At 61.3% G+C, this 22,927-nt stretch carries 37 protein-coding genes; all 37 read right to left on the reverse strand.

Features of this window, described 5'->3' with window-relative positions:
- Positions 1–178: 178 nt before the first annotated feature.
- The 37 genes from ACTNBU_RS09555 to ACTNBU_RS09735 all read right to left on the reverse strand — a co-directional run bounded on the left by ACTNBU_RS09555 (position 179) and on the right by ACTNBU_RS09735 (position 22,705).
- A complete protein-coding gene (locus tag ACTNBU_RS09555; protein ID WP_441033320.1) occupies positions 179–901 on the reverse strand; it encodes a polysaccharide deacetylase family protein in 723 nt (240 codons plus the stop codon).
- A gap of 157 nt (positions 902–1,058) precedes the next feature.
- Complete coding sequence (locus ACTNBU_RS09560) at positions 1,059–1,475, reverse strand: hypothetical protein (RefSeq protein ID WP_441033323.1); 417 nt, start codon at positions 1,473–1,475, stop codon at positions 1,059–1,061.
- A 469-nt stretch (positions 1,476–1,944) separates the two neighbouring features.
- Positions 1,945–2,289 (reverse strand): 50S ribosomal protein L17, encoded by a 345-nt coding sequence (rplQ, locus tag ACTNBU_RS09565; protein WP_441033325.1) that lies wholly within the window; start codon positions 2,287–2,289, stop codon positions 1,945–1,947.
- 63 nt (positions 2,290–2,352) lie between these two features.
- Entirely contained in the window at positions 2,353–3,303 is a 951-nt protein-coding gene (locus tag ACTNBU_RS09570; protein ID WP_441033328.1) for a DNA-directed RNA polymerase subunit alpha, read from the reverse strand.
- Positions 3,304–3,390: 87 nt separating this feature from the next.
- Complete coding sequence (gene rpsD, locus ACTNBU_RS09575) at positions 3,391–3,993, reverse strand: 30S ribosomal protein S4 (RefSeq protein WP_441033331.1); 603 nt, start codon at positions 3,991–3,993, stop codon at positions 3,391–3,393.
- Between the two features lie 25 nt (positions 3,994–4,018).
- Positions 4,019–4,426: a 30S ribosomal protein S11 gene (rpsK, locus tag ACTNBU_RS09580; protein ID WP_441033334.1), complete on the reverse strand. Its 408-nt coding sequence runs from the start codon at positions 4,424–4,426 to the stop codon at positions 4,019–4,021.
- A gap of 15 nt (positions 4,427–4,441) precedes the next feature.
- On the reverse strand, positions 4,442–4,807 hold the full coding sequence (gene rpsM / locus ACTNBU_RS09585; RefSeq protein ID WP_441033336.1) for a 30S ribosomal protein S13: 366 nt from the start codon (positions 4,805–4,807) through the stop codon (positions 4,442–4,444).
- A 27-nt stretch (positions 4,808–4,834) separates the two neighbouring features.
- Positions 4,835–4,948: a 50S ribosomal protein L36 gene (gene rpmJ / locus ACTNBU_RS09590; protein ID WP_014116882.1), complete on the reverse strand. Its 114-nt coding sequence runs from the start codon at positions 4,946–4,948 to the stop codon at positions 4,835–4,837.
- 13 nt (positions 4,949–4,961) lie between these two features.
- Positions 4,962–5,180, reverse strand: a complete 219-nt coding sequence (gene infA, locus ACTNBU_RS09595) for a translation initiation factor IF-1 (protein ID WP_441033341.1) — start codon at positions 5,178–5,180, stop codon at positions 4,962–4,964.
- A 3-nt stretch (positions 5,181–5,183) separates the two neighbouring features.
- Positions 5,184–5,468 (reverse strand): KOW domain-containing RNA-binding protein, encoded by a 285-nt coding sequence (locus ACTNBU_RS09600; RefSeq protein WP_441033344.1) that lies wholly within the window; start codon positions 5,466–5,468, stop codon positions 5,184–5,186.
- 10 nt (positions 5,469–5,478) lie between these two features.
- Positions 5,479–6,231: a type I methionyl aminopeptidase gene (gene map, locus ACTNBU_RS09605; protein ID WP_441033347.1), complete on the reverse strand. Its 753-nt coding sequence runs from the start codon at positions 6,229–6,231 to the stop codon at positions 5,479–5,481.
- Between the two features lie 5 nt (positions 6,232–6,236).
- The gene (locus tag ACTNBU_RS09610; protein ID WP_441033350.1) at positions 6,237–6,869 is read right to left on the reverse strand and encodes an adenylate kinase; all 633 of its coding nucleotides are present in this window, start codon (positions 6,867–6,869) and stop codon (positions 6,237–6,239) included.
- Between the two features lie 17 nt (positions 6,870–6,886).
- The gene (gene secY / locus ACTNBU_RS09615) at positions 6,887–8,287 is read right to left on the reverse strand and encodes a preprotein translocase subunit SecY (protein WP_441033353.1); all 1,401 of its coding nucleotides are present in this window, start codon (positions 8,285–8,287) and stop codon (positions 6,887–6,889) included.
- A gap of 1 nt (position 8,288) precedes the next feature.
- Positions 8,289–8,729 carry a 50S ribosomal protein L15 gene (rplO, locus tag ACTNBU_RS09620; RefSeq protein ID WP_441033354.1) on the reverse strand — a complete coding sequence of 147 codons (441 nt, stop codon included), beginning with the start codon at positions 8,727–8,729 and terminating at the stop codon, positions 8,289–8,291.
- Positions 8,729–8,917: a 50S ribosomal protein L30 gene (rpmD, locus tag ACTNBU_RS09625; protein ID WP_441033357.1), complete on the reverse strand. Its 189-nt coding sequence runs from the start codon at positions 8,915–8,917 to the stop codon at positions 8,729–8,731. The genes rplO and rpmD overlap by 1 nt, the downstream gene beginning before the upstream one ends.
- A 13-nt stretch (positions 8,918–8,930) precedes the next feature.
- Positions 8,931–9,431, reverse strand: coding sequence for a 30S ribosomal protein S5 (rpsE, locus tag ACTNBU_RS09630; RefSeq protein WP_441033359.1), 501 nt, complete (start codon positions 9,429–9,431; stop codon positions 8,931–8,933).
- A gap of 19 nt (positions 9,432–9,450) precedes the next feature.
- Positions 9,451–9,810 carry a 50S ribosomal protein L18 gene (rplR, locus tag ACTNBU_RS09635; protein WP_441033362.1) on the reverse strand — a complete coding sequence of 120 codons (360 nt, stop codon included), beginning with the start codon at positions 9,808–9,810 and terminating at the stop codon, positions 9,451–9,453.
- A 14-nt stretch (positions 9,811–9,824) separates the two neighbouring features.
- On the reverse strand, positions 9,825–10,370 hold the full coding sequence (gene rplF / locus ACTNBU_RS09640) for a 50S ribosomal protein L6 (RefSeq protein WP_441033365.1): 546 nt from the start codon (positions 10,368–10,370) through the stop codon (positions 9,825–9,827).
- 16 nt (positions 10,371–10,386) lie between these two features.
- Positions 10,387–10,785 (reverse strand): 30S ribosomal protein S8, encoded by a 399-nt coding sequence (rpsH, locus tag ACTNBU_RS09645; protein WP_325285634.1) that lies wholly within the window; start codon positions 10,783–10,785, stop codon positions 10,387–10,389.
- Between the two features lie 393 nt (positions 10,786–11,178).
- Positions 11,179–11,364 carry a type Z 30S ribosomal protein S14 gene (locus ACTNBU_RS09650; protein WP_325285635.1) on the reverse strand — a complete coding sequence of 62 codons (186 nt, stop codon included), beginning with the start codon at positions 11,362–11,364 and terminating at the stop codon, positions 11,179–11,181.
- 14 nt (positions 11,365–11,378) lie between these two features.
- The gene (gene rplE, locus ACTNBU_RS09655) at positions 11,379–11,918 is read right to left on the reverse strand and encodes a 50S ribosomal protein L5 (RefSeq protein WP_441033367.1); all 540 of its coding nucleotides are present in this window, start codon (positions 11,916–11,918) and stop codon (positions 11,379–11,381) included.
- 17 nt (positions 11,919–11,935) lie between these two features.
- On the reverse strand, positions 11,936–12,247 hold the full coding sequence (gene rplX / locus ACTNBU_RS09660) for a 50S ribosomal protein L24 (RefSeq protein WP_441033369.1): 312 nt from the start codon (positions 12,245–12,247) through the stop codon (positions 11,936–11,938).
- A 14-nt stretch (positions 12,248–12,261) separates the two neighbouring features.
- On the reverse strand, positions 12,262–12,630 hold the full coding sequence (gene rplN / locus ACTNBU_RS09665) for a 50S ribosomal protein L14 (protein WP_441033372.1): 369 nt from the start codon (positions 12,628–12,630) through the stop codon (positions 12,262–12,264).
- Positions 12,631–12,644: 14 nt separating this feature from the next.
- Entirely contained in the window at positions 12,645–12,911 is a 267-nt protein-coding gene (gene rpsQ, locus ACTNBU_RS09670) for a 30S ribosomal protein S17 (RefSeq protein WP_441033375.1), read from the reverse strand.
- Positions 12,912–12,928: 17 nt separating this feature from the next.
- Positions 12,929–13,129, reverse strand: coding sequence for a 50S ribosomal protein L29 (gene rpmC / locus ACTNBU_RS09675; RefSeq protein WP_441033378.1), 201 nt, complete (start codon positions 13,127–13,129; stop codon positions 12,929–12,931).
- Position 13,130: 1 nt separating this feature from the next.
- The gene (gene rplP / locus ACTNBU_RS09680) at positions 13,131–13,568 is read right to left on the reverse strand and encodes a 50S ribosomal protein L16 (protein ID WP_441033379.1); all 438 of its coding nucleotides are present in this window, start codon (positions 13,566–13,568) and stop codon (positions 13,131–13,133) included.
- The gene (gene rpsC / locus ACTNBU_RS09685) at positions 13,568–14,506 is read right to left on the reverse strand and encodes a 30S ribosomal protein S3 (protein ID WP_441033381.1); all 939 of its coding nucleotides are present in this window, start codon (positions 14,504–14,506) and stop codon (positions 13,568–13,570) included. Before rpsC ends, rplP begins: the two co-directional genes overlap by 1 nt.
- A 21-nt stretch (positions 14,507–14,527) precedes the next feature.
- A complete protein-coding gene (gene rplV / locus ACTNBU_RS09690; protein WP_441033382.1) occupies positions 14,528–14,875 on the reverse strand; it encodes a 50S ribosomal protein L22 in 348 nt (115 codons plus the stop codon).
- An 18-nt stretch (positions 14,876–14,893) separates the two neighbouring features.
- A complete protein-coding gene (gene rpsS, locus ACTNBU_RS09695) occupies positions 14,894–15,157 on the reverse strand; it encodes a 30S ribosomal protein S19 (RefSeq protein WP_441033385.1) in 264 nt (87 codons plus the stop codon).
- A gap of 14 nt (positions 15,158–15,171) precedes the next feature.
- A complete protein-coding gene (gene rplB / locus ACTNBU_RS09700; protein ID WP_441033388.1) occupies positions 15,172–16,005 on the reverse strand; it encodes a 50S ribosomal protein L2 in 834 nt (277 codons plus the stop codon).
- A 24-nt stretch (positions 16,006–16,029) separates the two neighbouring features.
- Positions 16,030–16,326, reverse strand: a complete 297-nt coding sequence (gene rplW, locus ACTNBU_RS09705; RefSeq protein WP_441033389.1) for a 50S ribosomal protein L23 — start codon at positions 16,324–16,326, stop codon at positions 16,030–16,032.
- Positions 16,326–16,949 (reverse strand): 50S ribosomal protein L4, encoded by a 624-nt coding sequence (gene rplD / locus ACTNBU_RS09710; RefSeq protein ID WP_441033392.1) that lies wholly within the window; start codon positions 16,947–16,949, stop codon positions 16,326–16,328. Before rplD ends, rplW begins: the two co-directional genes overlap by 1 nt.
- A gap of 18 nt (positions 16,950–16,967) precedes the next feature.
- The gene (gene rplC, locus ACTNBU_RS09715) at positions 16,968–17,687 is read right to left on the reverse strand and encodes a 50S ribosomal protein L3 (RefSeq protein WP_441033395.1); all 720 of its coding nucleotides are present in this window, start codon (positions 17,685–17,687) and stop codon (positions 16,968–16,970) included.
- 153 nt (positions 17,688–17,840) lie between these two features.
- Complete coding sequence (rpsJ, locus tag ACTNBU_RS09720; RefSeq protein WP_325285648.1) at positions 17,841–18,155, reverse strand: 30S ribosomal protein S10; 315 nt, start codon at positions 18,153–18,155, stop codon at positions 17,841–17,843.
- Positions 18,156–18,555: 400 nt separating this feature from the next.
- Positions 18,556–18,996, reverse strand: coding sequence for a hypothetical protein (locus ACTNBU_RS09725; RefSeq protein ID WP_441033398.1), 441 nt, complete (start codon positions 18,994–18,996; stop codon positions 18,556–18,558).
- 872 nt (positions 18,997–19,868) lie between these two features.
- On the reverse strand, positions 19,869–21,308 hold the full coding sequence (gene proS, locus ACTNBU_RS09730) for a proline--tRNA ligase (protein WP_441033400.1): 1,440 nt from the start codon (positions 21,306–21,308) through the stop codon (positions 19,869–19,871).
- 302 nt (positions 21,309–21,610) lie between these two features.
- Positions 21,611–22,705 (reverse strand): metallophosphoesterase family protein, encoded by a 1,095-nt coding sequence (locus ACTNBU_RS09735; protein WP_441033403.1) that lies wholly within the window; start codon positions 22,703–22,705, stop codon positions 21,611–21,613.
- Between the last annotated feature and the right edge of the window lie 222 nt (positions 22,706–22,927).

The following is a 22,927-nucleotide window of genomic DNA, read 5'->3' on the forward strand; positions in this document are numbered from 1 at the left end:
GTTCTGGTGCTGAATCTCCGCAAGATTCAGTGCGCCATTTTGCAACTACTTGCGTTTTTGCCGGCACTTCTCTCGCCTAAATAAAAATGGGCCATTATTCAGTAGTCATTACTATAATGTGGAAAGCAGCCATTATATACTCTATTTCCAAATTCACTCCCCGTGGCGTCCCACCCTGTCAGTGGTGTTCCGTGGCGGACAGATAGAACACCCCCGGCTCCGGAGTCACGTCGTAAAGCCGCAGCAGCTCCTCCACAGTGACGAAAGTGTAGCCCTGCGCCTGTAGGGTGTCCACGATCTCCAGCGCCGCGTCCACCGTCTCCGGCACGGAGTCGTGCATCAGAATGATGTCCCCCGGCTGCACCTTTTTCAGAACCGCCTGGACGTCCTTGGCCGTATCCCGCAGCTTCCAGTCCTCCGGGTCCACGGACCAGTGGACCAGCGGCACGGTGAACCGCTTTTTCTGGCTCTCGTTCAGCAGGCCGTAGGGCGGGCGCACCCAGTATGTGCCGTCCCCCAGCACCTCCTTCAGCAGCGCATCGGTCTTCCCGATTTCCCGGTCCACCACGGCGTTGGACTGTCCCTTCAGCATCATGTGGCTCCAGGAGTGGTTCCCCACCTGATGTCCCTCGTCCCGCATCCGCCGCACCAGATCCTCGTTGCCCGCGATCTGCTCTCCCACCAGGAAGAAGGTAGCGCTGGCGCCCCGGGTCAGCAGGCCGTCCAGCAGACGGGTGGTGGTGTCCGAACGGGGGCCGTCGTCAAAGGTCAGGGCCACGTATTTCGGCTCCTCCGTCGGGATCTCCGCGCCTCCTCCCGCCGGTACGGCGTTCACTCCGCCGCCCCAGGACAGCGCGATCAGAACAGCGGCCCCCATCGCCGCCAGCCGTTTTTTCCCCATCCGTGCTCACTCCCCCATGATTCCCGCGTCTGATTGCTCGGGAACCGCATTTATATCGGGGATAGTTTGCACAGCCAGAGAAAAAATACGAGTGTCAAAATCTGTTGTTTGATATTTCCGCTGGTACGGAAAACGCGGGCGGTGGTGACCGTCCGCGTCAAAAATGCCACAGGAGCATTGGCAGTCTCGTCATCAGTCCGGTGAGCATGCCGAATGCGATGTAGAATATAATGATCCATTTGATCAGTTTCCAGACAGAGAGCTTCCCCCAACTCTGTTTGCCCTCGGAGGAAGTCAGCGGCTTTGCAGCCGTCTGCCGGCGGGATGACGATGCGCGATCCGTGTCCCTCTCCAGACCGGTGCCGCGGCGCTGCCGCTCCTCGGCATGGTACTCCCGGTGGAGGAAGGAACCGCCGTGGCCCTTCTCATTCAGGCCGTCCCGCCGTTCCGCCGTCCGGACAACGGCGCCGCCCATGTCCCTGGAGGGCTGATTGAACGCCCCGCAGCGGGGGCAGAATCCATCCTCGTCGTAGTCGTAGGTCTTTCCGCACTCGATACAGCGCACTTTCCGCATAGCAGCCCTCCATCGCGCCCTCCGGCGCCCGGCAGGAAGATGATTCCCGCCCATGCCCTGCGGCCCGCTGGGATGGTCCGCAGCTTCCTTGTCAGGTTCAGTCTATCATATTCTCTCCCCCGGCGCAAGACGGCGAACGTAAAGGTTTTGCGCAAAAAGCCGCTTCGCCGGTTCTTGCCCACCGTCGCGGCTTTGCGATTCCCGTCCCCTTTTGGGGCCGCCAATCGCGCCGCTTCCTCGAAACCGGCTCGCTTTTTCCGCCGCTGGCGGCGCTTCGCCGGTTCTTGCCCACCGTCGCGGCTTTGCGATTCCCGTCCCCTTTCGGGGCCGCCAATCGCGCCGCTTCCTCGAAACCGGCTCGCTTTTTCCGCCGCTGGCGGCGCTTCGCCGGTTTCCCCGCAAAAAAGCCCTTTGTCACGGGACGTACGTTCCCATGACAAAGGGCTTTTTCTATTTTGTTGGGGGCGTCTTACTTGACCAGCTCGATCATTGCGGTCTCAGCAGCATCGCCGCGGCGGATGCCGGTGCGGATGATGCGGGTGTAACCGCCGTTGCGCTCCGCGTAAGCGGGAGCGATCTCCTTGAACAGCTTCTTGCAGACATCCTCGCGGGTGATGAAGCTCATGGCCTGACGATAGGCGGCCAGGTCGCTCTTCTTGCCGAGAGTGATCATCTTCTCGGCCAGGGGCGCGATCTCCTTGGCGCGGGTGACGGTGGTCTCCATCTTGCCGGCGTCCAGGAAATCCGTAACCTGCTGGCGCAGCATGGCCATCCGCTGATCGGTGGTCTTGCCGAGTTTGCGAGTTCCGGGCATTTCGGTATTCCTCCTTATCGGGAATGTGATCGCCGCGGCGGCACGCCGCCGGGCGGCTGAAAATCAGTTGTTGTCGTCGCTGGCCAGGGACAGGCCCATCATCGCCAGCTTGTTGATGACTTCCTCCAGGGACTTGCGGCCCAGGTTCCGGACCTTCATCATCTCGTCTTCCGTCTTGGAGATCAGGTCCTCCACGGTGTTGATGTTGGCCCGCTTCAGGCAGTTGAAGCTCCGGACGCTGAGGTCCAGCTCCTCAATGGTCATCTCCAGGACCTTGTCGCGCTGGGCTTCCGCCTTCTCCACCACGGTGGGCTTGCTGCTCACCGTGTCGGACAGATCCGTGAACAGGGTGAAGTGGTCGCACAGGATCTTGGCGCCCAGGGAAACAGCGTCCCGGGCGGAGATGGTCCCGTCGGTCCAGACCTCCAGCGTCAGCTTGTCGAAGTCGCTGGAAGCGCCCACGCGGGTGGGCTCCACCGTGTAGTTGACCTTGTACACCGGAGTGTAGATGGAGTCCACAGCGATGGTGCCGATGATGTTCTGCTGGGGCTTGTTGCGGTCCGCAGAGACATAACCCCGGCCATGGGACAGCGTGATCTCCATGTTCAGCGTGGCATTGTTGTCCAGCGTGGCAATGTGCATCTCCGGGTTCAGCACCTCCACCTCGCCGTCCAGCTTGATATCGCCGGCGGTGACCTCGCAGGGGCCAACGGCCTCGATATAGACGGTCTTGGTGCCCTCGGTGTGGAGCTTGGTGAGGATGCCCTTGACGTTCAGGACGATCTCGGTGACGTCCTCCTTCACACCGGGGATGGTGGAAAACTCATGCTGCACGCCAGCGATCTTGATGGTCGTGGGAGCGGTGCCGGGCAGAGAGGACAGCATAACACGGCGCAGAGCATTGCCCAGAGTGGTACCGTACCCCCGCTCCAGCGGCTCCACCACATACTTGCCGTAGGTGGCGTCGCCGGGAGTTTCGGTGCAGTTGATCTGGGGCTTTTCGATTTCGATCATGCGGTTACCCTCCTTCATCTTCTCCGTGCGGCGCCGCTACGCAGCACAGCACATGCAATTCGTAACATTCTTGAGGGTATCCTCCAATCACTTAGAGTACAACTCAACGATCAGGTGTTCCTCAATGGGAATGTCGATATCCTCACGGGCGGGAAGACGGGTCACGGTGCCCTTCAGAGTGTTCTTCTCACGCTCCATCCAGGGGGGCAGCAGGAACATGGGGGCATCCTGGCCCACCAGACGCTTGAACGCCTCGGAGGAACGGCTGGACTCGGCAACCTCGATGACGTCGCCGGCCTTCACCAGGTAGGAGGGAATATTGACCTTCTTGCCGTTGACGGTGAAGTGGCCGTGGTTCACCAGCTGACGGGCCTGACGGCGGGTCATGGCGAAGCCCATACGGTACACCACGTTGTCCAGACGGCGCTCCACAGTGATGAGCAGGTTGTCGCCGGTCTTGCCGGGGGCAGCGGCGGCGGCCTCATAGTAGGAGTGGAACTGCTTCTCCAGAATGCCGTAGATGAACTTGACCTTCTGCTTCTCGTTCAGCTGGACGGCATACTCGCTCTTCTTCTTTCTCATCTGGCCGCCGGGGTTGCGGTTGGTTTCCTTCTTCGCATAGCCCATAACGGCAGGAGAAATGCCCAAAGCCTTGCAACGCTTGGCAATCGGCTGCATATTCTTTGCCATATCGCTTTATTACCTCCTGTTTTGATTAGACGCGGCGGCGCTTGGGGGGACGGCAGCCATTGTGGGGGATGGGAGTGACGTCCTTGATCATGGTCACTTCCAGGCCCACCGCCTGCAGGGCGCGGATGGCGGCCTCACGGCCCTGGCCGGGGCCCTTGACGAAGACCTCAACGGTCTTCAGGCCATGCTCCATCGCGGCGCGGGCGGCCACCTCAGCGGCGGTCTGCGCGGCGAAGGGAGTGGACTTCTTGCTGCCGCGGAAACCCATTCCGCCGGAGGAAGCCCAGGAGATGGCGTTGCCCTGGGTATCGGTAACGGTCACCATGGTGTTGTTGAAGGAAGAACGAATATGGACCTGTCCACGCTCAATGTTCTTCCGCTCACGACGGCGGCGAATGACCTTCTTGCCGCCTGCTGCTTTCGCTGTTGCCATTTTCGATCTCCCTCCTTACTTCTTCTTATTGGCAATGGTCTTCTTGGGGCCCTTGCGGGTTCTTGCGTTGGTCTTGCTGCGCTGGCCGCGGACGGGCAGGCCCTTCCGGTGACGCAGGCCGCGGTAGCAGCCGATCTCGGTCAGACGCTTGATGTCCAGTGCGGTCTGGCGGCGCAGGTCACCCTCGACAGTGTAGTTGTCGATGGCGTCACGGAGCTTCTGCTCCTCGGCGTCGGTCAGGTCCTTCACGCGGGTGTCGGGGTTGATGCCCGTCTGCGCCAGGATGTCCTTGGCGCTCTTTCTGCCAATGCCGTAGATATAAGTGAGCCCGATCTCGATTCGCTTATCCTTGGGCAGGTCAATACCGGCAATACGTGCCATACTTTTAAAGCACCTCCACTTTCAATCTCAGCCCTGTCTCTGCTTGTGCTTGGGATTCTCGCAAATCACCATGACACGGCCTTTGCGGCGAATCACTTTGCACTTCTCGCACATGGGCTTCACGGACGGTCTTACTTTCATGTTCGTTAACCTCCTACTTACTACGCCAGGTTATCCGGCCTCGGTTCAGATCGTACGGGGACAGCTCCACCGTTACCTTGTCGCCGGGCAGAATCCTGATGAAATTCATTCTGAGCTTTCCGGAAATATGCGCCAAAATCGTGTGTCCATTTCCAATGTCTACTTGGAACGTCGTGTTGGGCAGGGCCTCGACGACCACGCCTTCCACCTCAATCATGTCGGATTTTGCCAAACGTTATCCCTCCTGGCTCGGATAATCTTCCTCGCGGAACGCCGCGAGTGCTTTGCGAAGCTCACTGTTGGTGATTCTTTCTTCGCCTTTGATCTTGTCGGAAAGCCGGTTCTCCTCGGCGGAGACGAACAGCACATGCCGCCGCTTCTTCCGCTTGGGTGACTCGACCTTCCGGGTCTTGCCGTCCGCCAGCAGGAGGTACTCGCCCTCCACCTTCAGGACATAGAACAGCTTTCCCCTGTCCCTGCCGGCGTCCGACCGTACAATGTTTGATTTTGCAATTTCCATACGTCTTTTTTCAGATGGCGGGAGCCGTCAGGATCTCAGGCTCGCCGTCCGTGATCAGGATCGTATTCTCATAGTGAGCGGCCCACTTGCCGTCCAGCGTCCGGACGGTCCAGCCGTCGGGCATCTGCTTGATGGCGGCGCTGCCGGCGTTCACCATGGGTTCGATTGCAAGGGTCATGCCCCGGAGCAGCCGGGGTCCGCGGCCGGGATGACCGTAATTGGGGATCTCGGGAGCCTCGTGCATCTTGGTACCGACGCCGTGGCCCACGTATTCCCGGACGATGGAAAAGCCATTGCTCTCCACATACTGCTGGATCGCCGCGGAGATATCCAGCAGACGGTGGCCTTCCTTCGCGTTGGCGATCCCCTCGAAGAAGCTCTGACGGGTGACGTCGATGAGCTTTTGGGCCTCCGGGGAGATGGTCCCGCAGGGGAAGGTGGCCGCGCAGTCGCCGTGGAACCCGCCGATGAAGGCGCCCACATCCACGCTGACGATATCGCCCTCCTGCAGCACCCGGGGACCCGGGATACCGTGGATGATCTCATCGTTGACGCTGATGCAAACGCTGGCGGGATAGCCGTTGTAGTGCAGGAAGGACGGGACTGCGCCGTTTTTGCGGATGAAATGCTCCACCGCGCTGTCGATCTCCTGGGTTGTTACGCCGGGTCTTACCATTTCCCCTGCCAAAGCACGGGCAGCCGCGGTAATTTTTCCGGCCCGGCGCATCAGTTCGATCTCATGGGAGGATTTCAGTGTGATCATCGCACTCATCTCCCCAGTGCGTGGAGGATGGCCTGGAGAGTACCTTCCACAGAGGGCTGGTTCTCCACAGGCTTCAGGAGGCCGCGCTTGGCGTAAAAGTCCTTCAGGGGCTCGGTCTCCTTATGATAGACCGTGAGACGGTTCTTCACCGTCTCCGGTGCATCATCTTTCCGCTGGACCAGCTTGCCGCCGCAAGCGTCGCACACGCCGGGAGTCTTGGGGGGGACAGCCACCAGGTGGTAGCTGGCTCCGCAGCTCTCGCAGACGCGGCGGCCGCTCATGCGCTCCATGATCTCCTCGTCGGAGATCTCAATGGAGACCACGGCGTCGAAGTGGATCCCAGCGTCTTCCAGGGCTTCCGCCTGGGCGATGGTGCGGGGCACGCCGTCCAGGATGTAGCCGTTCTTGCAGTCGTCCTCCGCCAGGCGCTCGGTGATGATACCGATGATGACCTCATCGGGCACCAGATGGCCCGCGTCCATGAAGGACTTGGCCTTCAGGCCGGTGGGCGTGCCGTTCTTGATGGCGGCACGGAGGATGTTGCCGGTGGAAATCGTGGGTACATTCAGCTCCTTGCACAGGCGCTCGGCCTGAGTGCCTTTACCGGCGCCGGGGGCGCCCAATAAAATCAGCTTCATGTGTTTCCCCTTTTCTCTTATTCCAGGAAGCCCTTATACTGACGCATCAGCATCTGGGATTCCAGGGCCTTCACCGTCTCCAGAGCGACGCCCACCACGATGATGACGGAGGTGCCGCCGATGGACAGACTGCCGTTGCCGACGATCTTACCCAGCAGCAGCGGGCAGATGGCCACGATGCCCAGATAGATGGCGCCGAACAGGGTGATCTTGTTCAGGACCCGCTTGATGAAGTCCACAGTGGGCTTGCCGGGACGGAAGCCCGGGATAAAGCCGCCCTGCTTCTTCAGGTTGTTGGCGACCTCAACAGGGTTGAACTGGATGGTGGAGTAGAAGTAGCTGAAGCCGATGATCAGCACGAAGTAGATGACCATGTAGAGCACGGACTTCGTGTCGATGAACTGGCTCAGCTTGTAGCTGAAGGAGTTCTCGTCGCCCACGCCGGTGAACGCCATGATGGTGGCGGGCAGGGAGGCGATGCTCTGTGCGAAGATGATGGGCAGCACACCGGCCATGCTCACCTTCATGGGCAGGTTGGTGGTCTGGCCACCGTACATCTTCCGGCCCACCTGACGCTTGGCGTACTGCACGGGAATGCGGCGCTCGGCGTCGTTGATGAACACGATGAAGACGATCAGCGCCAGGACGCCCACCAGGATCAGCACCACGGCCCAGGGAGCCAGAGCGCTGTCCAGACGGTTCTGTGCCATCTGGGCGGCCTGGGTGGCGCCGTAACCCTCGGCGGTGTAGCTCTGGGTCAGGGAGTCCAGGGTGATGGTGCCGGCCTTGACGGCGGACCAGGTCTGGACATTGGTGATCATGCTGGACACCATGGTGGGAACGCGGGACAGGATGCCGGCAAACAGGATGATGGAGATGCCGTTGCCCACGCCGAACTCGGTGACCTGCTCGCCCATCCACATGACGAAGGAGGAACCGGCCACGAAGGACACGATGATGACCAGGGCGTGCCAGATGGTGGGATCAGCCACGTTCAGCAGGCCGTAGTTCTTCATCATCAGGAAGTAACCCCAGCCCTGCAGCAGCGCGATGGCAATGGTGGCGTAGCGGGTGATGGACTGGATCTTCTTCCGGCCCTCCTCGCCGCCGTCACGGGCCAGCCGCTCCAGGTAGGGGATAGCCACCGTCAGCAGCTGGATGATGATGGAGCTGTTGATATAGGGCTGGATGCTCAGGGCGAACAGCGTGGCCTGGGCGAAAGCGCCGCCGGACATCACGTTGTACAGGCCCAGGATGGTGGTGCTCTGGCCGGCCAGATAGGCGGACAGCAGCTTCACATTGACAAAGGGAACCGGAATCGCATTACCAATGCGGAAAATCAGCAGGATCAGGAGTGTAAAGATGATCTTCTTCCGCAGCTCGGGGATACCCCACGCTTTGCGAATCGTCTGGATCACGTTACATCACCTCTGCCTTTCCGCCAGCCGCCTCGATAGCTTCCTTGGCAGACTTGGAGAAAGCAGAAGCCTTGACAGTGACTTTCTTGGTCACCTGGCCGTTGCCCAGGACCTTGTAGCCATAGACACACTTGGACAGGATGCCCTTTTCCAGCAGAGCCTCAGCAGTGACAGTGTCACCGTCCTCAAACTTATTCAGAGCGCTCAGATTGATGATCTCCAGAGGCTCGGCAAAGATGTTGTTGAAGCCGCGCTTGGGGACACGACGGACCAGAGGCATCTGGCCGCCTTCGAAACCGACACGGACCTTGCCGCCGGAACGGGCCTTCTGGCCCTTGTGGCCGCGGCCGCCGGTCTTGCCGTTGCCGCTGCCGGCGCCCCGGCCCTTACGGTAGGCCTGACGGACGGAACCCTCAGCGGGAGACAGTTCACTCAGCTTCATTATTTGTTACCTCCCTCTGTGACCTGCAGCAGATAGCCGATCTTGGCGATCTTGCCGCGGGTCTGGTCGTTGTCGGGCTGCACGGTGATGTCACCGATCTTGCGCAGGCCCAGGGAATTCGCAGTGGCGACCTGTTTTTCCAGGCGGCCGTTCAGGCTCTTGACGAGCTTGATCGTTAAATTAGCCATGTTGAAGTCCTCCTTAGCCGACGATCTCTTCAACGCTCTTGCCGCGGATGCGGGCGACTTCCTCGGGGCTCCGCATGGAGCGCAGGCCCTCGAAAGCGGCGGCCACCACGTTGTTGGCGTTGTTGGAGCGCAGGCACTTGGTCCGGATATCCTTAATGCCGGCAGCCTCCACGATGGCACGAACAGCACCGCCGGCGATGACGCCGGTACCGGGGGCGGCGGGCTTCATCAGCACGCGGCCGGCACCGGCCACACCGATGGTCTCGTGGGGGATGGTGGTCCCGGACAGGTTGACGGTGATCATGTTCTTCTTGGCGGCCTCCAGGCCCTTGCGGATGGCCTCGGGGACCTCGGCGGCCTTGCCCAGGCCATAGCCGACCTTACCCTTCTGATCGCCGACGACGACCAGAGCGGCAAACTTCATAACACGACCGCCCTTGACGGTTTTGGACACGCGGTTGAGGGCAACAACCTTTTCCGTGTACTCGCTGGGTTCTCTTTCAAATCTCGGCATAATTGTTGTTCCTCCCTCCTTAGAATTTCAGGCCGCCCTCACGGGCACCCTCAGCCAGAGCCTGCACGCGGCCGTGATACAGGTAACCGCCACGATCGAACACGACCATCTCGATACCCTTGGCCTTGGCGCGCTCGGCCACCAGCTTGCCAACGGCGGTAGCAGCGGCGATGTTGCCGCCGTAACCCTCGATGGCCTTATCCAGGGAAGAAGCGGAAGCCAGGGTCACGCCGTTGACATCGTCGATGACCTGGGCGTAGATGTTGGCTTCGCTGCGGAACACATTCAGACGGGGCATTTCGGGAGTGCCGGAGATCTTGCCGCGCACTCTCTTATGACGCTTCAGACGCTGAGCGTTGGTATTGGGTCTTTTAATCATATCGGCACACCTCCTTACTTCTTGGCGCCGGTCTTACCGACCTTGCGGCGGATGACTTCATCGGCGTACTTGATGCCCTTGCCCTTATAGGGCTCGGGGGGACGCTTCTCACGGATCTCGGCGGCAAACTGGCCGACAGCCTGCTTGTCGCAGCCGTGGACGATGATTTTATTGGGAGCGGGGACATCGATGGTGATGCCCTCGATCTCGGGAACGATCACCTGGTGAGAGAAGCCCAGGTTCATGACCAGGTTCTTGCCCTCTTTGGCAACACGGTAGCCAACGCCGTTGACTTCCAGTTCCTTCTTGTACTCCTCGTGAACGCCGGTGATCATGTTGCTCAGCAGCGTCCGGGTCAGGCCGTGCAGGCTGCGGTGCAGCTTGTCCTCGGAGGGGCGATCCACGGTGATCGTATTGCCTTCCTGTTTAATGATCATTTCGGGGCGCAGCGCCTTCGTCAGCTCGCCCTTGGGTCCCTTGACGGTAACCACATTACCCTCGGCGATGGAAACGGTCACGCCGGCGGGAACGGTAATGGGCATTCTGCCAATTCTCGACATTGTTCAAATACCCTCCTTACCAAACGAATGCCAGGACTTCGCCACCGACATGAGCCTCGCGGGCCTTCTTGTCGGTCATGACGCCCTTGGAAGTGGAGATGATGGCGATACCCAGGCCGCGGAGCACGCGGGGCAGCTCATCAGCGCCCACATAGACGCGCAGGCCGGGCTTGCTGACACGGCGCAGGCCGGTGATGACCTTCTCCTTGCCGGCGTTGTACTTCAGGGTCACGTGGATCATGCCCTGCAGACCGTCGTCCACCACCTGGTAGCTCTTGATATAGCCCTCATCCAGCAGGATCTGAGCGATGCTCTTCTTCATGTTGGAAGCGGGGATATCAACAGTCTCATGCTTGGCATTGTTGGCGTTGCGGATGCGGGTCAGCATATCCGCAACAGGATCAGTGATATGCATTCTGAATATCCTCCTATTTTAGAGTTACGGCATTGCCGTTTCGGCAGCGAGGTATCACTATGAATGGAGCAGTCCGCTCGCGCGTGGTGCCCAATTCACAGTGACCTTTCGCCATCCGTCTATCAACCAGAGTCCCATATCACACGGGCTCTTGGCTGCAAAGAAGTTGTTCCGCGCGTCCGCCGGAGCGGAGCACCCGCGCGGGGGTCTGCCGGAGCAAAAGCTCACGGCAGAGGGCTGTCAGAAGATGTCTCCCAACAGCGTTCTATCGAAGAAAACCTTCCGATAGAAGGTGCCTGTTTCTGAAGGATTTTTTCGTCAGGCGAAGCGTCGGCCGCGAAGGTGTATCGTTGATACGTCGAGCGGACGCCGCAAAGCATGGCGGAAAAAGACTCAGAAAGAGGCCTTGCGCACACCGGGGATCTCGCCCTTGTAGGCCAACTCCCGGAAGCAGATACGGCAGACGCCGTAGTCACGCAGATAGGCGTGGGGACGACCGCACAGCTTGCAGCGGTTGTACTTCCGGGTGGAGTACTTGGGAGCCGCCTGCTGCTTCAGGATCATGGATTTCTTAGCCATTTTGTTCTTCCTCCTTAGCGGGCGAAGGGAGCGCCGACCTGCTGGAGCAGAGCGCGGGCCTCTTCGTCGGTCTGAGCGGTGGTGACGATGATGATGTCCATACCGCGGATCTTGTCGATCTTATCGTACTCGATCTCGGGGAAGATCAGCTGTTCCTTAATGCCCAGGGAGTAGTTGCCCCGGCCATCGAAGGCGTTGGGATTGATACCGGAGAAATCGCGGACGCGGGGCAGGGCCACGTTGAACAGGCGGTCCAGGAACTCCCACATCTTGTCGCCGCGGAGAGTGACCTTCGCGCCGATGGGCATATCCTCACGGATCTTGAAGTTAGCGATGGACTTGCGGGCCTTGGTGATGATGGGCTTCTGGCCGGTGATCTGGCTCAGATCGCTGACCACGTTCTCCAGCACCTTGGAGTTCTCACGAGCCTCGCCGCAGCCCACGTTGACGACGACCTTGTCGATCTTGGGGATCTGCATGACGCTCTTGTACTGGAACTGCTTCATCAGAGCGGGAGCGACCTCGGCCTTGTACTTCTCTTTCAGTCTTGCCATTGTTCGTCTCTCCTCTCTTACAGATTGGCGCCGCAGTGCTTGCACACGCGGACGTTCTTGCCATTCTCAGCCTTGTGGGCAACGCGGGTAGCCTTGCCGCACTTGGGGCACACCACCTGCACCTTGCAGGCGGCGATGGCAGCCTCGCGCTTGACGATGCCGCCCTCCTCGCCCTGACGGCGGGGCTTCACGTGGCAGGTCACCATGTTGATGCCCTCCACGACCACCTTGCCGTCGGCGGGGACGGTGCCCAGGACCTTGCCCTGCTTGCCCTTGTCCTTGCCGGACAGAACAACGACGGTGTCGTTCTTCTTGATATTCATAGACATGTTCGGCACCCTCCTCAAATGACTTCGGGAGCCAGGGACAGGATCTTCATGTAATCCTTGTCGCGCAGCTCTCTTGCGACCGGCCCAAAGATACGGGTACCTCTGGGGTTCTTGTCGTCCTTGATCAGGACGGCGGCGTTATCGTCGAAACGGACATAGGTGCCGTCGGCACGGCGGATGCCCTTGGCGCTGCGGACGATAACAGCCTTGACGACCTCGCCCTTCTTCACGGTGCCGCCGGGAGTGGACTTGCGGACGGACGCCACGATGACGTCGCCGATGTTGCCGAACTTCCGGGTGGAACCGCCCAGAACGCGGATGCACTTGATCTCCTTGGCGCCGGTGTTATCGGCAACCTTCAGATAGCTTTCCTGCTGAATCATACCTCGGCACCTCCTTACTTCGCTTTTTCAACGATCTCGACCACGCGCCACCGCTTGTCCTTGGACAGGGGGCGGGTCTCCATGACCTTCACGGTATCGCCAATGCCGCACTCGTTGTTCTCGTCGTGGGCCTTCAGCTTATAGGTGCGGCCAACGATCTTCTTGTACAGAGGATGGGCCACGCGGTCGGCGATGGCGACCACCACGGTCTTGTCCATCTTGTCAGAAACGACCTTGCCGACTCTGGTCTTCCGGGAGGAAGTTCTCTTTTCTTCGCTCATCTTCACTTACCTCCTTCTCACTGCTTGTCGGAAGCCTGGAGCTCCCGCAGAACGGTCTTGACTCGGGCAATGTCACGCTTGGTCTCCTTGATCTTCAGGGGATTGTCCAGCTGATTGGTAGCGTGCTGCATCCGGAGATAAAACAGGTCCTTCTTCAGGCCGGTCAGCTTCTCGTTGAGCTGCTCGGCGTTCATCTTACGAATTTCAGTTGCCTTCATCTCACTCACCTGCTTCCTCTGCCGCAGCGGGCGCATCAGCCGCAACGATCTTCGTCTTGATGGGCAGCTTGTGGCTGGCCAGACGGAGCGCCTCGCGGGCAACTTCCTCAGATACGCCGGCGATCTCAAACATGATCCGGCCGGGCTTCACGACAGCCACCCAGAACTCGGGGGAACCCTTACCGGAACCCATGCGGGTGTCGGCGGGCTTCTTCGTGACGGGCTTGTCGGGGAAAATCTTGATCCAGACCTGACCGCCACGCTTGGTGTAGCGGGTCATGGCGATACGGGCCGCCTCGATCTGGTTGCTGGTGATCCATGCGGGCTCCAGAGCCTGGAGACCGAACTCACCATAGGACACGGTATTGCCGCGAGTGGCCTTACCGGTCATACGGCCGCGGTGGACGCGGCGGTACTTTACTCTCTTCGGCAGAAGCATTACTGCGCTCCTCCTTCCTTAGCGGGAGCCGCGGGAGCTGCGGGGGCAGCCGCCGGGCGGGTGTTGGTGTTGGGTCTGAAGCCACCCTGGGGACGGCCCTGGCCATTGGCGCGGTTGAAGCCGCCCTGGCCGCCGGCGCGGTTGAAGCCGCCGCCCTGACGGTCACGGTTGAAACCGCCGCCCTGACGGTCGCGGTTGAAGCTGCCGCGACGGTCGCCGCGGGAATCACCGTCCCGGCGGGGCCGGCGCTCACGACGCTCCTGATAGGGCTTGGAGGTGTCCATGGTGCGGGGGGTGGTGCGCAGGGTCTGGCTGAGGACCTCGCCCTTGTAGATCCACACCTTCACGCCGATGCGGCCGAAGGTGGTGGCGGCCTCCGCGAAGCCGTAGTCGATGTCGGCGCGGATGGTCTGCAGGGGGATGGTGCCCTCATGATAGTGCTCCACGCGGGCGATCTCGGCGCCGCCCAGACGGCCGGAGCAGCAGGTCTTGATGCCCTTGGCGCCGGCGCGCATGGCGCGGGCCATGGAGTTCTTCATCGCGCGGCGGAAGGAGATGCGCTTCTCCAGCTGCTGGGCGATGTTCTCAGCGACCAGCTGAGCGTCCATGTCGGGGTTCTTGACCTCGACGATGTTCAGGCGGACCTTCTTGCCGATGAGCTTCTCAACGGCCAGACGGTACTGCTCGATCTGCTCGCCGCCCTTGCCGATGACCATGCCGGGGCGGGCGCAGTGCAGATAGACGGTGACGGTATCGGCGCTGCGCTCGATCTCGATCTTGGGCACGCCGGCGCCGTACAGGGTCTTCTTCAGGTACTTGCGGATCTTCTGATCCTCGACGATCAGGTCGCCGACCTTCTCTTCACTGGCATACCAACGGGAATCCCAGTCTTTGATGACGCCCACGCGCAGGCCGTGGGGATTAACTTTCTGTCCCATAAAAACTGTCTCCTCCCTTTCTTATGCCTTTTCCGCCACAGCGATGGTGACGTGAGAAGTTCTCTTGTTGATGCGGTAGGCACGGCCCTGGGCCCGGGGCATCATCCGCTTCAGGATGGGGCCGGGAGTGGCGTAGACCTCAGCAACGTACAGCTTGGAGGGGTCCATGCCGAAGTTGTTCTCCGCATTGGCGGCGGCGCTCTTCAGGAGCTTCATCAGGGGCTCAGAGGCAGCCTTGGGGGTCTGCATCAGGATGGCGGTCGCGGTGGCCACATCCTTGCCGCGGATCAGGTCGCAGACGATCTGGACCTTCCGGGGAGCGATGCGGACATAGCGCAGATAAGCCTTGGCAGTCTTGATTTCTTCCATGTTCTGCATCCTCCTTCGTTAAGCTTTCTTGGCGTGGCCGCGGAACGTGCGGGTGGGAGCGAACTCACCCAGCTTGTGACCGACCATGTCTTCCTGGATATACACGGGAACGTGCTTGCGGCCGTCGTGGACGGCGATGGTGTGACCGACGAAGGCGGGGAAGATGGTGGAGCTGCGGCTCCAGGTCTTCAGGACCTTCTTCTCGTTCTTCGCGTTCATTTCCTCGACCCGCTTCAGAAGCTCAGGGGCAACATACGGGCCTTTTTTAATGGATCTGCTCATATTTCCTTGCCTCCTTACTTCTCGTTGCGGCGCTTCACGATGAACTTATTGGTGGGGTTCTTGCCCTTGCGGGTCTTGTAGCCCATGGCGGGCTTGCCCCAGGGAGTCACAGGGCCGGGACGGCCGACGGGCGCGCGGCCCTCGCCGCCGCCGTGGGGATGGTCGTTGGGGTTCATGACGGAACCGCGGACCGTGGGACGCCAACCCATGTGGCGCTTGCGGCCGGCCTTGCCGATGTTGATGTTCTCGTGCTCGATGTTGCCCACCTGACCGATGGTGGCGTAGCAGTTGGTACGCACGATGCGGACCTCGCCGGAGGGCATACGGATCTGGGCGTCGCCGCCCTCCTTGGCCATCAGCTGAGCGGCGGTACCGGCGGCGCGCACCAGCTGGGCGCCGTTGCCGGGATGCATCTCAATGTTGTGGATGACCGTACCAACGGGGATGTTGGCCAGGGGCAGAGCGTTGCCGGGCAGGATGTCGGCGTCGGGACCGGTCATGATCTTGTGGCCGGCCTTCAGGCCGAGAGGCGCCAGGATGTAGCGCTTCTCGCCGTCCTCATACTGGATCAGGGCGATGTTGGCGCTGCGGTTGGGATCGTACTCCAGACGCAGGACGGTGGCGGTGCCGATCTTGTCCCGCTTGAAGTCGATGACGCGGTACTTCTTCTTGTTGCCGCCGCCGCGATGACGGACGGTGATGCGGCCATAGCTGTTGCGGCCGGAGGACTTCTTCAGAGGCTCAGTCAGGCTGGGCTCGGGCTTGGCCTTCTTGTCAATGCCGTCGAACCCGGAGACCGTCATCTGACGTCTGGAAGGAGTCGTCGGCTTAAAGGTTTTGATAGACATATTCGCTTTACACTCCTTCCGTTATCAGACCATACCCTCGAAGAACTCGATGGTCTTGGAATCGTCGGTGAGCTGGACGTAAGCCTTTTTCCAGGCACGGGTGGTGCCGGGACGGCCTGCGCCCATGCGCTTGGCCTTGCCGGGGACGTTCAGGGTGTTGACGGAAGCGACCTTCACGCCGAAGATCTCCTCAACAGCCTTCTTGATCTCGATCTTGCCCGCGTCCTTGGCGACCTCGAAGGCGTACTTCTTGTCGGCGGCGCCGGCCATGGCCCGCTCGGTGATGATGGGGCGGATGATGATGTCGTATGCGGTAGCCATTATGCGAACACCTCCTCAATGGTCGCCAGAGCGCGCTGGTCGATGACCAGGTACTTGGCGTTCAGGATGTCATAGACGCTCAGGATGGTGGCGGTGGTGGTGACAACGCCGGGGATGTTCCGGGCGCTCTTGACCACGATGTCGTCCTTCTCGGGAGTGACGACCACGGCCTTGCCGTCCACCTTGACGGCGTCCAGGAACTTGCGGAAGTCAGCGGTCTTGATGGCGTCCAGCTTGACGGCATCCACGACCACCAGGCTGCCCTCGGCGGCCTTGGCGGACAGGACGGACTTCAGGGCCAGACGCTTGACCTTCTTGTTCAGCACGTAGCTGTAATCCCGGGGCTTGGGGGCGAACACGATGCCGCCGTGAGTCCACTGGGGAGCGCGGGTGCTGCCCTGACGGGCGTGGCCGGTGCCCTTCTGTCTCCAGGGCTTCTTGCCGCCGCCGGAGACCTCGGCGCGGGTCAGGGCGCTCTGGGTGCCCTGCCGGCAGTTGGCCAGGTGATTCTTCACGACTTCATGCACAACGGCTTCGTTGGGCTCGATGCCAAAGATCGCATCGCTCAGCTCCACGGTGCCGACCTCTGCGCCGGTCATGTTCAAAACTTTCATAGTAGGCATTATTCAAGCACCCCTTTCTTACTTGTTTCTGGCGGAAGCCTTCTGCGGGTTGCGGCCGGAAGCCTTCTGCGGGTTCTTGCTGATGTCAGCGCCGGCCTGCTTGACCTTGTGGACCTTGACGGTGGACTTGATGGTCACCAGACCGCCCTTGGGGCCGGGAACGGCGCCGCAGACGACCAGCATGTTCAGCTCGGGATCGACCTTCACGACGGACAGGTTCTGGACGGTGACCTGGTCAACGCCCATGTGGCCGGCGCCGATCTTGCCCTTGAAGATGCGGGAGGGATCGGTGGAAGAGCCCATGGAGCCGGCGTGACGGTGGACGGGACCGGAACCGTGAGTCTCCTTCAGGCGGTGAGCGCCGTGGCGCTTGATGACGCCCTGATAGCCGTGGCCCTTGCTGGTGCCGGTGATATCCACGAAGTCGCCCACCTTAAAGGTGTCGGCCTTGACGATATCGCCGATGTTCAGCTCGGCGGCGTTGTCCAGATTGAACTCGCGCAGGTGCTTCTTGGGAGCGACCTCAGCCTTCTTCAGGTGGCCCAGTTCCGGCTTGGTGAGCTTGCGCTCGGGCACGTCCTCATAACCCAGCTGGACGGCCTGATAGCCTTCCTTCTCGGAAGTCTTCTTCTGAACAACGGTGCAGGGTCCCGCCTCGATGACAGTGACGGGGATCACATGGCCGTTTTCATCGAAGATCTGGGACATGCCCACTTTTTTGCCGATGATTGCTTTCATGTATTTTCCTCCTTAAAGGTTATTGGTCGGCTTAGGTTACCGGGGATACGGCCCCGCGGCATTGCTCTGCCGACATGACCCGTCCGCCTCATACAGCGGCGGACATTGGGTAGCAAACGATGGGATCAGGGGTTTCGCGGCCGGGGATCGTGATTACAGTTTAATTTCGATCTCCACACCGGCGGGCAGCTCCAGGGCCATCAGGGCTTCCACCGTCTTGGGGGTGGACTTGGTGATGTCGATGAGGCGCTTGTGGGTGCGGCGCTCGAACTGCTCACGGCTGTCCTTGTACTTGTGGACAGCGCGCAGGATGGTGACGATCTCCTTCTTGGTGGGCAGAGGAATGGGGCCGGAGACCTCGGCGCCGGTGCGCTTGGCGGTCTCGACGATCTTCTCTGCGCTCTGGTCGATGACCTGGTGGTCATAGGCCTTCAGACGAATGCGGATCATTTGTTTCTGTGCTGCCATTGTTTTTTCCTCCTGAATTTCGTAGGTAGTTTGGACGCAGTCTCGACGACCTACGGCGAGAGATTTTTTCTATACGCTTAACCGTGCGTATCATTCCGGCTCATGAAAAATACCGGACGCATGATGACATACGGCCGGTCTTCTGACATGGCGCAGCGATCTACGCAACGTACAGGTTCTCTCAGCCGCCCGATTATCGGACATACTCCCCGGAAGTTACCGGCCCTGGGCCGCAATCTCCCGGTTCATCGCACTGCCGCCGGGCATGGTGTTCCCTTCCCGCGCGGACTTACATATAATAAAAGAAAATCCTCCTGTTGTCAAGAGGATTTTCTCCGTTTTTCATGAAATTTTCAAGATTTTTTTGGCAAGTCTTTTTACCCGCAAAAATCGATCAAAATCAGCGTTTTTTGCGTGCCCACAGGAACCGCAGGCCCAGCAGGACGGCCAGGAACACCATGGCCACAGCGGCCATGGCCCCGTCGGAGCGGCTGGCGTCATAGGAGAACAGCCGGACCAGGCCCTGGAGGGGCATCCCCACCGGCACCAGCCAGAACACGGCGATGATGGTGATGGTATAGCCCAGGGAGGAGCTGATCAGCGTCACCAGCGCCAGGGCCATCAGCACCAGCATGAATCCCACCAGCGGCGAGACCCGCTCCTCCGCCCCGGCGTCCAGGCGCAGCAGCAGAAGCCACATGACGATGTACACCAAACCCGTCAGGACGGAGACGTACATGGAGACGCCGGTGTCCGGCGCCGTGCGGTAGGCCAGCAGGGCGGAGGTCAGCCAGAAGGTGAACCGCCAGCTGCGGTTGTTCCAGATGTCTTGGAGTGTCATAGGCGGTTCTTTGCTCCTTTATACATTATATATAATATCTGTCCCGTGGGACGGGGTGCCGGGACGTCCGGCGGCTTTGTGAGGTCCCTCGCGGGGGTGCGGGGGTGCGCCCCGTCCGGGGCGCGGGGTGGCGCGGCGAAGGCCGATGGCTTGCGGCTCCGCCGCGGGGCAAAACCCCCTTTCTCTTTTCGGTTGCGCCGAAAAGAGAAAGCGCTTTTTGATGGTGTCAAGAGAAAAGACGCTGGCGGCGGCATTCCGGGCTTCGCCCGGAACGCTCGCAGCGCCTGTTACGGGGGTTTGGCACGGTGTTTGCTGAGGACTTGGACCTCTCAACCATATATGGCAGTTGCGAAAGTCTGGGTCCCGCCCGGATGCTCTTCTGCTTCTCTTTTGCTGCCGCAGTCTGGCAGTTGTGGGAGACTGGCATCAAGGGCGCTCCCGGATGCCCCGTCCTTCTCTTTTGCTGCCGCACCTTGACAGTCGCGGGAGTCTGGTGCCGGGGTCGTCCCGTATGATCCCTGCCTCTCTTTCGCTGTCACGCACCGGCGATTGCGGAAGACCGGTTCATCCTACTGAGGGTAACACACAGGGGCGGGGCGAAACGCCCCGCCCCTGGTTTCTTTTTTCCGACGCGGCACCCGGCCCGCGCGAACACCGGTGTCCGGCGCGTCAATCAAAGGAAAGGGGGCCAGGGGGAAACCTCTGGTTTCCCACGGTTCTTTTGCCCTCCGGGCAAAAGAACTACCGTAATTATTTTTGCCACGGCGTGTACGTGGCAAAAATACCCTGACCCGTGCGCCCCGGGGGCGCACACACCAGTGACCGACGTCACTGGTGAGGGGGAATCTAAAGGGGGGGACGAAGTCCCCTCTTTAATACGCCACGCCCCAGTAGATATCCGTGGCACAGGGCTTGCCGCACACGGGGCAGACGCCCTCGGTGCCGCTCTGGGCCAAGGGCATGCAGCGGGAGGAAACGCCGGCCCGCTCCTTCATGGCCAGCTCGCACTCCAGGCTGCCACACCACTTGGACCGCAGGAAGCCGCCCTTGCCCTCGGCGATAGCCTTGGCCTCCTCGGGGGTCTTGATGTCAAAGGTGTTGTCCTCCCGGTTCTTCAGGGCCATGGCATACATGTTGTCGTGGACAGCATCCAGCAGCCCGGCCGCCTTGGCCTCCAACTCCGCCAGGGGCACGAAGACCTTCTCGCCGGTGTCCCGGCGGGCGATGACGCACTGTTCCTTCTCGATGTCCTTGGGGCCGATCTCCACACGCAGGGGCACGCCCTTCATCTCGTACTCGGCGTACTTCCAGCCAGGGCTGTTGTCGGAGTCGTCCATCTTCACCCGGATGCCGGCGGCGGCCAGACGGTCCCGCAGGGCGGCGGCGGCGTCCAGAACGCCGGGCTTGTGGGCGGCCACGGGGATCACCACCACCTGAATGGGGGCGATGCGGGGAGGCAGCACCAGGCCGTTGTCGTCGCCGTGGGTCATAATGATGCCGCCGATCATGCGGGTGGAAACGCCCCAGGAGGTCTGATGGGGATTGTGAGGCTGGTTGTCCTTGCCGGTGAAGGTGATGTCGAAGGCCTTGGCGAAGCCGTCACCAAAGTAGTGGCTGGTGCCGGCCTGGAGGGCCTTGTGGTCGTGCATCATGCACTCCACGGTGTAGGTCTCCTCGGCGCCCTTGAACTTCTCCTTGTCGGTCTTGCGGCCCCGGATGACGGGCATGGCCAGCACGTTCTCCATGAAGTCCGCGTAGATGTTCAGCATCTGCATGGTCTCCTCCCGGGCCTCCGCCTCGGTGGCATGCATGGTGTGGCCCTCCTGCCACAGGAACTCCCGGTGGCGCAGGAAGGGGCGGCTGGTCTTCTCCCACCGCAGGACAGAGCACCACTGGTTGTACTTCTTGGGCAGGTCCCGCCAGGAGTGGATGATGTTGGCGTAGTGCTCGCAGAACAGGGTCTCAGAGGTGGGACGGACGCACAGCCGGTCTTCCAGCTTCTCGCTGCCGCCCATGGTGACCCAGGCGCACTCCGGGGCGAAGCCCTCCACGTGATCCTTCTCCTTCTGGAGCAGGGACTCGGGGATCAGCACAGGGAGATACACGTTCTCATGTCCGGTCTCCTTGAACTTCTTGTCCAGTTCCTTCTGGATGTTCTCCCAGATGGCGTAGCCGTAGGGACGGTAGATGAACATGCCCTTGACGGAGGTGTAGTCGATGAGCTCCGCCTTCTTGCACACGTCCGTGTACCACTGGGCAAAGTCCACGTCCCGGGCCGTGATCGCGTCAACTTGTCTTTTATCCTGTGCCATTTTCCTCAATTCCTTTACGTATATTAGAATGGTGTTTTCCGTTTGATTTTCCAGTTCTGTCTCCCGGCGGGTCCGCCGGATTCAACTAAGTTCTTATTTTATCCAGCCCGGACCGGATTGTCAACCATTGGCGGCAAAACCGTGCCGGTTTTCCCCTGATTTTCCGCCCCTCGCCCGGTTTTGGACGTTTGTCCGGGACTGTCCGGTTTTGCGGCGCTCCGCTGCCCCCGCCCCACTGCGCGGCAAAGGACCTCGCAAAAACACAGCGCCCGCCGCTCTCCCAGCGGCGGGCGTCCGATCGTCTATCCCAGATCCCGGTGGTCCAGCGCCGCCAGACCGTACCGGGCGGCCCTCTGGATGGTCTCCCGCTCCCCGTCGGAGCCGGCGGTATCCAGCCGTCTTCTCAGATCCCGGAGAAACAGGCCCCGCAGGGAGTCCTCCCCGGCTCTGGCCCACAGATCCTCCGCGGCGCGGGTGCGGTCCCGCAGCTCCAGGGCGTAGAAGCGGCCCTTCAGAGCCTCTGTCATGGCGGACAGGTCCGGGCCCTCCTCCCCGGTCTCTCCGGTGAGACAGATCCGGTACAGATCGCCCGCGGTATCCGGCGGCAGGACGGCCTCCACCGCCGTCAGAGGGTCCTGTCCGGTGACGTCCGCCTCCAGCACCTGATAACGGTGCCGGGCGAAGGGGACGAACCGCAGCGACACGCTGCCGCCATCGTCCACAGTGCCCTCGTAAAAGCCCTTCTCTCCCAGCTCGTCAAAGCCCCGGCCCTCGGGACAGCCGGGCCAGGCGCAGAGGGTGTCCCCGCACCGCAGCTCTCCCCGCCGGTGGATGTGGCCCAGCGCCAGATAGGCCAGGCCGCTGGCGGCGATGTCCGCCTTTTCCACAGGATCGTACCGCCGCTCCGCCGGTTCCGCCTCCCCGTGGAGGGCCATCAGATGGACCCGTCCGTCCTTCGGCGCGGCGAAGCCGGACAGCAGGCTCTCCCGCTGCTCCGGCGCGGTGAAGGCCATGCCGTGGACCACGGCGTTCAGCTCCGGAATCTCCGCCGCCTCCGGCGTCCCGGAGCGGAAGATGCGGACATTTTCCGGCCAATCCAGGGCGGCGTAAGGGCTGGCGGGGCCGTACCAGTCGTGATTGCCCGGTGCGATGAACACCCTGGCGTTCATCCGGCCCAGCGCGTCCCGCAGGGCCTCCGCCGTCTCCCGGTAGCAGTCCGTGCTGTCCAGCAGGTCGCCGGACAGCAGCACCAGAGGAATGCCGTTTTCGTTGACATAGTCCGCCAGACGTCCCGGCAGCGCGCGGCTCTCCCGACGGCGCTCCGCCGCCCGCTCCGGCGGCAGGGCGGAAAAGGGACTGTCCAGATGCAGGTCTGCGGCGTGGAGGAATTTGAACATACTGTACGCTCCTTTTTGCCGGGGAGACCCCGGCGGGTCTGCGGAGGGTCCCCCCTCCCGGGGGATGGGGGCTTTTTCCCCTTTGCGGGGAACTGGAGGTGGGGGGGGGGGGGGGGGGGGGGGGGGGGGGGGGGGGGGGGGGGGGGGGGGGGGGGGGGGGGGGGGGGGGGCCCCCCCCCCCCTATAAACACAACCTAGCCCACAAAGACAAACTAAATTATG

It is taken from the genome of Dysosmobacter sp. HCP28S3_G4, from assembly GCF_052065175.1.
Classification (GTDB): domain Bacteria; phylum Bacillota; class Clostridia; order Oscillospirales; family Oscillospiraceae; genus Oscillibacter.

Bases quoted from the DNA above. Each gene is read 5' to 3' on its own strand.
- rpsJ (WP_325285648.1), bottom strand. From the start codon at position 18,155: ATGGCAGCACAGAAACAAATGATCCGCATTCGTCTGAAGGCCTATGAC.
- rpsQ (WP_441033375.1), bottom strand. From the start codon at position 12,911: ATGAGCGAAGAAAAGAGAACTTCCTCCCGGAAGACCAGAGTCGGCAAG.
- ACTNBU_RS09725 (WP_441033398.1), bottom strand. From the start codon at position 18,996: ATGACACTCCAAGACATCTGGAACAACCGCAGCTGGCGGTTCACCTTC.
- ACTNBU_RS09650 (WP_325285635.1), bottom strand. From the start codon at position 11,364: ATGGCTAAGAAATCCATGATCCTGAAGCAGCAGGCGGCTCCCAAGTAC.
- rplC (WP_441033395.1), bottom strand. From the start codon at position 17,687: ATGAAAGCAATCATCGGCAAAAAAGTGGGCATGTCCCAGATCTTCGAT.
- rplR (WP_441033362.1), bottom strand. From the start codon at position 9,810: ATGATTAAAAGACCCAATACCAACGCTCAGCGTCTGAAGCGTCATAAG.
- ACTNBU_RS09555 (WP_441033320.1), bottom strand. From the start codon at position 901: ATGGGGAAAAAACGGCTGGCGGCGATGGGGGCCGCTGTTCTGATCGCG.
- map (WP_441033347.1), bottom strand. From the start codon at position 6,231: ATGATCACACTGAAATCCTCCCATGAGATCGAACTGATGCGCCGGGCC.
- rpmJ (WP_014116882.1), bottom strand. From the start codon at position 4,948: ATGAAAGTAAGACCGTCCGTGAAGCCCATGTGCGAGAAGTGCAAAGTG.
- proS (WP_441033400.1), bottom strand. From the start codon at position 21,308: ATGGCACAGGATAAAAGACAAGTTGACGCGATCACGGCCCGGGACGTG.
- rpsC (WP_441033381.1), bottom strand. From the start codon at position 14,506: ATGGGACAGAAAGTTAATCCCCACGGCCTGCGCGTGGGCGTCATCAAA.
- ACTNBU_RS09735 (WP_441033403.1), bottom strand. From the start codon at position 22,705: ATGTTCAAATTCCTCCACGCCGCAGACCTGCATCTGGACAGTCCCTTT.
- rpsD (WP_441033331.1), bottom strand. From the start codon at position 3,993: ATGGCAAAGAATATGCAGCCGATTGCCAAGCGTTGCAAGGCTTTGGGC.
- ACTNBU_RS09560 (WP_441033323.1), bottom strand. From the start codon at position 1,475: ATGCGGAAAGTGCGCTGTATCGAGTGCGGAAAGACCTACGACTACGAC.
- rpsS (WP_441033385.1), bottom strand. From the start codon at position 15,157: ATGAGCAGATCCATTAAAAAAGGCCCGTATGTTGCCCCTGAGCTTCTG.
- rplB (WP_441033388.1), bottom strand. From the start codon at position 16,005: ATGTCTATCAAAACCTTTAAGCCGACGACTCCTTCCAGACGTCAGATG.
- rplN (WP_441033372.1), bottom strand. From the start codon at position 12,630: ATGATTCAGCAGGAAAGCTATCTGAAGGTTGCCGATAACACCGGCGCC.
- rpmD (WP_441033357.1), bottom strand. From the start codon at position 8,917: ATGGCTAATTTAACGATCAAGCTCGTCAAGAGCCTGAACGGCCGCCTG.
- rplO (WP_441033354.1), bottom strand. From the start codon at position 8,729: ATGAAGCTGAGTGAACTGTCTCCCGCTGAGGGTTCCGTCCGTCAGGCC.
- rplD (WP_441033392.1), bottom strand. From the start codon at position 16,949: ATGCCTACTATGAAAGTTTTGAACATGACCGGCGCAGAGGTCGGCACC.
- rplV (WP_441033382.1), bottom strand. From the start codon at position 14,875: ATGGAAGAAATCAAGACTGCCAAGGCTTATCTGCGCTATGTCCGCATC.
- rpsM (WP_441033336.1), bottom strand. From the start codon at position 4,807: ATGGCACGTATTGCCGGTATTGACCTGCCCAAGGATAAGCGAATCGAG.
- ACTNBU_RS09610 (WP_441033350.1), bottom strand. From the start codon at position 6,869: ATGAAGCTGATTTTATTGGGCGCCCCCGGCGCCGGTAAAGGCACTCAG.
- ACTNBU_RS09600 (WP_441033344.1), bottom strand. From the start codon at position 5,468: ATGGAAATTGCAAAATCAAACATTGTACGGTCGGACGCCGGCAGGGAC.
- rplX (WP_441033369.1), bottom strand. From the start codon at position 12,247: ATGTCTATGAATATCAAGAAGAACGACACCGTCGTTGTTCTGTCCGGC.
- rplP (WP_441033379.1), bottom strand. From the start codon at position 13,568: ATGCTTCTGCCGAAGAGAGTAAAGTACCGCCGCGTCCACCGCGGCCGT.
- rpsK (WP_441033334.1), bottom strand. From the start codon at position 4,426: ATGGCAACAGCGAAAGCAGCAGGCGGCAAGAAGGTCATTCGCCGCCGT.
- rplQ (WP_441033325.1), bottom strand. From the start codon at position 2,289: ATGCCCGGAACTCGCAAACTCGGCAAGACCACCGATCAGCGGATGGCC.
- rpsE (WP_441033359.1), bottom strand. From the start codon at position 9,431: ATGCCGAGATTTGAAAGAGAACCCAGCGAGTACACGGAAAAGGTTGTT.
- rplW (WP_441033389.1), bottom strand. From the start codon at position 16,326: ATGGCTACCGCATACGACATCATCATCCGCCCCATCATCACCGAGCGG.
- rplF (WP_441033365.1), bottom strand. From the start codon at position 10,370: ATGTCGAGAATTGGCAGAATGCCCATTACCGTTCCCGCCGGCGTGACC.
- rpsH (WP_325285634.1), bottom strand. From the start codon at position 10,785: ATGCATATCACTGATCCTGTTGCGGATATGCTGACCCGCATCCGCAAC.
- rpmC (WP_441033378.1), bottom strand. From the start codon at position 13,129: ATGAAGGCAACTGAAATTCGTAAGATGAACGCCGAGCAGCTCAACGAG.
- ACTNBU_RS09570 (WP_441033328.1), bottom strand. From the start codon at position 3,303: ATGATCGAAATCGAAAAGCCCCAGATCAACTGCACCGAAACTCCCGGC.
- rplE (WP_441033367.1), bottom strand. From the start codon at position 11,918: ATGGCAAGACTGAAAGAGAAGTACAAGGCCGAGGTCGCTCCCGCTCTG.